This is a genomic window from Syntrophotalea sp. (assembly GCF_050253115.1).
Classification (GTDB): Bacteria; Desulfobacterota; Desulfuromonadia; order Desulfuromonadales; family Syntrophotaleaceae; genus Syntrophotalea; species Syntrophotalea acetylenica.
The window spans coordinates 1-6,582 of record NZ_JBFWJQ010000133.1; the positions used below are offsets into that span (position 1 = coordinate 1).

The window sequence follows — 6,582 nt, forward strand, 5'->3', positions numbered from 1 at the left end:
GAAATTGAAGAAGATCATGCCGTCGCCGTCGGCCACCGTGCAGGGGTTATCCCTTGTTATAACGCACGGTTCGACAAACTCGTCGGTCTGGCCGCCGGCATAGGCAGCGTTGATTGCCGCCGCGCTATCGCAATAGCTGGAGCCAAGGCCTTCGGTCATGGCCCGGTAGGCCCGCGCCACCCGCTCCCAGCGATTGTCCCGATCCATGGCCCAGTAGCGGCCTATCACGGTAGCGATCTGTCCGGCGCCAATTTCCGCAAGTTTTTCCTCGAGCTGGGCAAGGTATGCTGCCCCGCTCTTCGGTGGCGTGTCGCGCCCGTCCATAAAGGCATGAATGCAGATCTGCCTGATCCCCACCCGATGCGCCATATCGACCAGGGCATAGAGATGAGTGTTATGCGAATGTACCCCGCCATCCGACAACAGTCCCATAAGGTGCAGCTTGCCACCGGACTGAAACACCGCCTGCATGACCCGCAGCAATTCAGAATTCTGGTAAAATTCCCCGGTTTCGATACTGAGACTGATGCGGGTCAGATCCTGGTAGACGATGCGGCCGGCACCGATATTCAGATGCCCGACCTCCGAATTGCCCATCTGCCCGTCAGGCAGTCCGACATCCAGACCGGAAGCGCCAAGCTTTGCCCGGGGCCAATCACGCAGCAGGGCATCGAGGCGCGGCGTATCGGCCTGGCACACGGCGTTGTGCGCACAAACGGGATTGATGCCCCAGCCATCAAGGATGACAAGGGTTACCGGACGGCGGATCGGCGCGGTCATACGGTTTGCTCCCCATGATGAATGGCGCGCAATTCGCCGGCGGGGGGATTTTTGATCAGCTCACGGCCCGCCAGATGGCAGCTGCCCCAGGCGCCACATCCTTCGCAACGACCATTCCACTCCACCGAAGCGGTTTTGCAAACGCTGCAGGCATAGCCAAAATTCAGAGCGCCCTCGAAACCGACAACTTTCCGGTATTCGCGGATCGATTCTTCCAGACGACGCCGACGCATATGCGCTTCCGCCAGCAGCAGGTGCATTTGCGGAAAATCCGCCCCGTTTTTTTCGATCTCGGCCAACTGCTCGAGTGCCTCCTCGACCATCTCCAGCCGCAGGCAGAACTTGCCGTAAAACAGCCGCAGCAGAAGGTCGTCGGCACGATTGAGCGCGGTAGTGCGATAAAAGTCAAGCAGCCCGGCGGGATCCTCGTTGGCCATGGCCAGATCCTCCAGCCGCGCCAGAAAAACAGCTTCTGCGAAACGCCGGTATCCCTCCTGCCAGACCGAAGCAGCTTCCGCCGGGCGGGCGGAGACTTCGTAAGCATCGCCAAGCAGCACCCGCGCAGGCACAAAGTCCGGCTGATCCTTGACCAACGCCTTGAGATCCGACACCGCCGAATCGGCCCGGCCGGCTTCCAGGCTCACCCGTGCCGTTTCAAGCCGCAGTCCAGCCTGAATGCGCAAATCCTCGTCCTGGGGCGTACCGCCAAGCTTGCGTTGCAGTCGTTTCTGAAGATCGAGGGCTTCGTTCCAGAGTTCCGCCCGCATATGCAGATCCCGCAGCCGACGCAACGCTTCGAGGTTGTCCGGCTCTACCGCCAGAATCGAGCGGTAAACCGCTATCGCCTCGTCGCCCTGTCCGGCGGCCAGATAGGTTTCGGCCAGGACAAAAAGAACCTGCAGGCTGTCCGAGGACTGCCGGCGGGCCCGAAGCAGATATTCCAGCGCTTCGGAAAGATTCCCCTCTTCCCGGCATACCCGTGCCAGAGCCAGCAGCACATCGACCTGTCCCCCATCCTGGGCATGGGCTTTGAGCAGCCGCCGTCGAGCCTTTTTAAGATCCCCCGAGACCAGCCGCCCCATGCCCTGATGATAGAGGTCCATGACGCTGCGGCTGCGCTTCTCCAGCCGCCGGCGGCGCCAGTCGCGCAGCAAATGCCCGGTAGCGCCGTAAATGTAGAGCAGGTAGCCAATCAGCAGCCCCGAAAGGACCGAAGCCGCAACAACCACCGCGAGCGAGGCCGTAACTTCGTTGCCGAACCAGTAAAACACCGCGATGGTCTGAGGGTTGAGAATATAGAACAGCAGAAAGAAGATGATCAGCAATAGGAAAATGAACGCCATCAGAATCATGATTTTCTCCTGCTTCGGTATGGCCGCAAGGCTTGCCGATGGCCAGACGGAACGTCAACGGTTATGATACGGTTCGTTTCGGACAATGGTGAAGCCACGATATAGCTGCTCCATGAGCAACAGCCGGGCCATCTGATGAGTCAGGGTCATGGCTGACAGGGACAGCACCAGATCGGCACGCTGCCTGACCGCGTCGCAAAGACCATAAGCGCCGCCGATGACCAGCATCAGCTCGGGGGTGCCCTGCAGCATGTGGCGTTCGAGCATTCCGGCCAGGTCCTCGGACGACAGGGAGCTTCCGCGCTCGTCCAGCGCGATGACAAACGCCCCCTCCGGAATTTTTTCCAGAATGCGCCGCCCTTCCTGACGACGAATAAAAGTCGGATCGTTTTTCCCGCCCTTCTCCTCTTTCAGCTCCAGGACCCGCAAGGGCGCATAACGCTTCAGCCTCGCTTCATAGTCCGCGACCCCCTCCCGCAAAAACCCGATCGAAAGGCGGCCGACACAGACCAGGCTGAGCTTCATGCCTCCTCGATTTCCTCGACAGGCACTTCGGGCGCATCGGGCCACAGGCCCTCGAGATCATAATACTGGCGAACCGGTTGCTGGAAAACGTGCACCATGACATCACCGTAATCGAGCAGCACCCAGCGGCCCTCCTGCTTGCCTTCGACGGCCAGCGGCAACACATTGTGCTCCTTTTTCATGCCCAGTTCGACAGCCTCGGCAATCGCCTGTACCTGACGGTCCGAACCGCCGGAAACAATCAGCAGAAAATCAGTCAGCGACGACTGGCCGCCGACATCCAGCAGGCGCACATTAAAAGCTTTCTTGTCCAGAGCGTATGCGGCGCACAGCAGCGCCTGATGTTTGGCTTGCAAAATATCAGAACCTTTCGTCGTTATGATAGAGGCCGTGTCGGTAAATATAATGTTCGACCGCGGTCGGCAGCAGATAACGGATGGAGCGCCCTTCCGACACCAGTCGCCGTATCTGCGTCGAAGAAATATCGAGATAGGTTTCCTCGAAGAAAACCACTATATTGCCGCTGCGATGCCGCAGCATGTGAGCGCTTTCATGGTAACAGAACTGATCCCGGATGACAACGGGCAGCAATGCCAGCGGATCCTTGCAGGGGATCCCCGGACGCGCCGCAACCACCAGATTGGCAAGCTCGAAAAGGCGCGGGAAGTCCTTCCAGATGCCAAGAGATCGATAGGAATCCATGCCGATGATAAAATAAAACGTATCCTGCGGATATTCTTCGTGCAACAGTTCCAGGGTGTGAACCGAATAACTTTTCCCCGCGCGCCGGTTTTCCAGATCGGTGGCCACAAAATCCGGATTGTCGGCAATGGCCGCGGCCACCATGGCATATCGGTCGGCAAACGGAATCGCCCCGGCCAATTCCTTGTGCGGCGGTGTCGCTGCCGGGACAAACAGAATCCGGTCGAGCCCGCAGCGCTCCCGCACCTCCTCGGCGATGCGCAGATGCGCCGTATGGACAGGGTTGAAAGTGCCGCCGAGGATACCGAGCTTCATCGATTCGTCCGTCTTTCGTTGCGCTTCGCTTCAGTGCTGAGTGCTGAGTGCTGAGTGCTGAGTGCTGAGTGCTGAGTGCTGAGTGCTGAGCAAAGTGTAACAGGCTTTCGATTTGACTCGGCACTCGACGCTGGGTACTCAGCGTTACTCCCTGACCTGCCCGTCGCCGAACACGATAAACTTCCGGGTGGTCAGATCTTCCAGTCCCATCGGTCCGAAGGAATGCAGCTTGGTGGTGGAAATCCCGATCTCGGCGCCAAGGCCGAACTGGTTGCCATCGGAAAACCGCGATGAAGCATTGATCATCACCACGCTCGAATTGATTTCCCGCAAAAAGCGCTGTGAATTCGGATAATCGCGAGTAACAATGACCTCGGTATGCAGGGAGCTGTATTCCTGGATATGCGAAATGGCCGCATCCAGACTGTCGACCACCCGCACCGCGAGAATCAGGTCGAGATATTCCGCGCCCCAGTCCTCCTCCTGCGCCGGGGTTGCCGCGGGCGCCAGCCGGCAGGTTTCGGCACAGCCCCGCAGCTCGACACCCAGAGCACCGAGAACCCGGGCGATGCGCGGCACGAAGGCTTCGGCACAATCCCGATGAATGAGCAGGGTTTCCATGGCGTTGCATACGCCGGGTCGCTGCACCTTGGCATTGATGCAGATTTTTTCCGCCATGTCCAGATCGGCATCGGCATCAACGAAGGTATGACAGACCCCTTTATAATGTTTGATGACCGGGATCCGGGAATTTTCACTGACAAAGCGGATCAACCCTTCACCGCCACGGGGTATGATCAGGTCGATGAACTGTTCCTGCTTGAGCAGTTCGGTCACCGCCGCGCGGTCGGTGGTAGAGACCAGTTGCAATGCGCCGGCGGGCAGTCCCATGGCGGCGAGCTCCTTTTTGAGGATCGCGGCAATGGCCCGGTTGGAGTGAATCGCCTCTGACCCTCCGCGCAACACCACCGCGTTGCCGCTTTTCAGGCACAAACCAGCGGCATCGGCAGTTACGTTGGGGCGTGATTCGTAGATGATGCCGATGACCCCGAGGGGGATGCGCATGCGTCCGACCTGGATACCGTTGGGGCGCCGCCACATGCCCGTCACCTCACCGACCGGATCGGGCAGTTCGGCCACTTCGCGCAGACCGTCAGCCATGCCGCGAATGCGTCCTTCGTCCAGCCGCAAGCGATCGATCATGGCCTCTGACAGGCCTTTCTCGCGTCCGGCGGCAAGATCCCTGGCATTTTCCTCGATCAAGGCGGCACCGGACGCCACCAGGGCGTCGGCCATCTGCCGCAACAGATGATTTTTAACCGTGGTCGGAACCTGGGCCATGATCCGCGATGCGTCCCGGGCGTCTTTTGCCAGTTGTTGGATCTGATCCTGTAGCGTCATCGGTATCTCCTGTAAAAGGCATGCGGCTGGCGCGATGGGCGGGACATCATTTCTTGACCACCAGGTTGTCGCGATGCACCGCTTCGTCACCGTACTTGTAGCCGAGAATTGTTTCGATTTCCGAAGAATTATGCCCCAGGATGCGCTCAAGCTCCTGCCGTGAGTAGCTGGCGATTCCCTTGGCGAACTCCTTGCCTTCGGCATCGCAGATGCGCACCGCGTCACCGCGCTCGAAGGTTCCTTCAATGGCGAACACTCCCGAAGGCAAAAGGCTCTTGCCTTTATCGGTGAGGGCCCGCCGCGCGCCCTCGTCGACCAGCAGCTTGCCGCGACTGGCCTTGCTGAAAGAGATCCAGTGCTTGCGGGCGGACATGTGCTGGCGTACCGGCAGAAAAAAGGTGCCCAGCTCCTCGCCGGCCATCAATCCGGGCAACACGCCGGGCCGCCGCCCGTCAACGATGACGGTGCCGACGCCATAAAGGGTGGCACGCTTGGCGGCTTCGACTTTGGTGGACATACCGCCGGTACCAACCACGGATCCGGCCCCGCCGGCCATATTTTCAATCTCTTCGGTAATGCGCTCGACCACGGAAAAATGCCGTGCGGCCGGGTTGATTTTGGGATTGCTGTCGTAAAGACCGTCCACATCCGACAGGATCACCAGCAGGTCGGCCTCCGCCAGAGAGGTGATCAGGGCGGAGAGGTTGTCGTTATCACCGAAACGGATCTCCTCGACAACGACCGTATCATTTTCATTGATGATCGGTACCACGCCGTATTCGAGAAGCGTCATCAAGGTGTTGCGGGCATTGAGAAATCGCCGCCGATTGGCAAGATCGTCCCGGGTAAGCAGAATCTGCGCCACGCAGCGGCCGCAGGGCCGGAAGGCGTCCTTCCAGGCCCGCATCAGGCGGCTCTGGCCTATGGCGGCGGCGGCCTGTTTCAGGGGGATGGTCTGCGGACGCCCGACAATACCGAGTTCTCCCTTGCCGGTGGCGACGGCCCCGGACGAGACCAGAACAACTTCGTAGCCGCGGGAAAGCAACCCGCAGATATCCTGGGACAAAGCCCCGATCACATCGTAATCGAGACCGTCCTGGCCGAAGATCACGCCGCTGCCGACTTTAACAACGATCCTTTTAACCTGGGCCAGAAGATCCTTGCGCATGGCTGTCCACTTTCCAGAAAAAGCCCTTCACTCCGAAAGATATGCCGCCGGAAACCGGATCTGTCGGCCGCGGAATCGCGTCCGTGGAACAACATTAAATGACGGCACAAAAAAGTGAAATTCTAACTATCCCTGAAGCCCCTTGTCAAGACAGGTCAGGTTGCCAGGGCTCGCGGCCTTCGCCATTGTCGATGCAGGGTTCCGACGCGGAGCGCAAGGTTTCCAGTTCGCGAGCCACCGCGGCCACCAGCTACTTGAGGCCTTCCCCGGTAACCGCAGAAATGGCCAGCGTTGGTATGTTCCTGGCGGCGAAGGCGGCGCGCACCCCGTCCAGGCGTT

General features: G+C 59.6%; 7 protein-coding genes. All 7 read right to left on the minus strand.

From position 1 onward, the window contains the following. A partial coding sequence (gpmI, locus tag AB7E65_RS11445; protein ID WP_428745952.1) for a 2,3-bisphosphoglycerate-independent phosphoglycerate mutase occupies positions 1-768 on the minus strand: 768 nt, incomplete at its 3' end. Positions 769-776: 8 nt separating this feature from the next. Further along, the gene (locus AB7E65_RS11450) at positions 777-2,132 is read right to left on the minus strand and encodes a lipopolysaccharide assembly protein LapA domain-containing protein (RefSeq protein ID WP_072286905.1); all 1,356 of its coding nucleotides are present in this window, start codon (positions 2,130-2,132) and stop codon (positions 777-779) included. Positions 2,133-2,186: 54 nt separating this feature from the next. After that, the gene (locus AB7E65_RS11455; protein ID WP_072286904.1) at positions 2,187-2,657 is read right to left on the minus strand and encodes a 23S rRNA (pseudouridine(1915)-N(3))-methyltransferase RlmH; all 471 of its coding nucleotides are present in this window, start codon (positions 2,655-2,657) and stop codon (positions 2,187-2,189) included. Then, on the minus strand, positions 2,654-3,013 hold the full coding sequence (rsfS, locus tag AB7E65_RS11460) for a ribosome silencing factor (protein ID WP_072286903.1): 360 nt from the start codon (positions 3,011-3,013) through the stop codon (positions 2,654-2,656). The genes AB7E65_RS11455 and rsfS overlap by 4 nt, the downstream gene beginning before the upstream one ends. Before the next feature lie 4 nt (positions 3,014-3,017). Then, a complete protein-coding gene (nadD, locus tag AB7E65_RS11465; RefSeq protein WP_072286902.1) occupies positions 3,018-3,674 on the minus strand; it encodes a nicotinate-nucleotide adenylyltransferase in 657 nt (218 codons plus the stop codon). Between the two features lie 144 nt (positions 3,675-3,818). Next, entirely contained in the window at positions 3,819-5,165 is a 1,347-nt protein-coding gene (locus AB7E65_RS11470) for a glutamate-5-semialdehyde dehydrogenase (protein ID WP_428745951.1), read from the minus strand. Further along, entirely contained in the window at positions 5,122-6,243 is a 1,122-nt protein-coding gene (gene proB, locus AB7E65_RS11475; RefSeq protein WP_072286900.1) for a glutamate 5-kinase, read from the minus strand. Before proB ends, AB7E65_RS11470 begins: the two co-directional genes overlap by 44 nt. Positions 6,244-6,582: the final 339 nt, after the last annotated feature.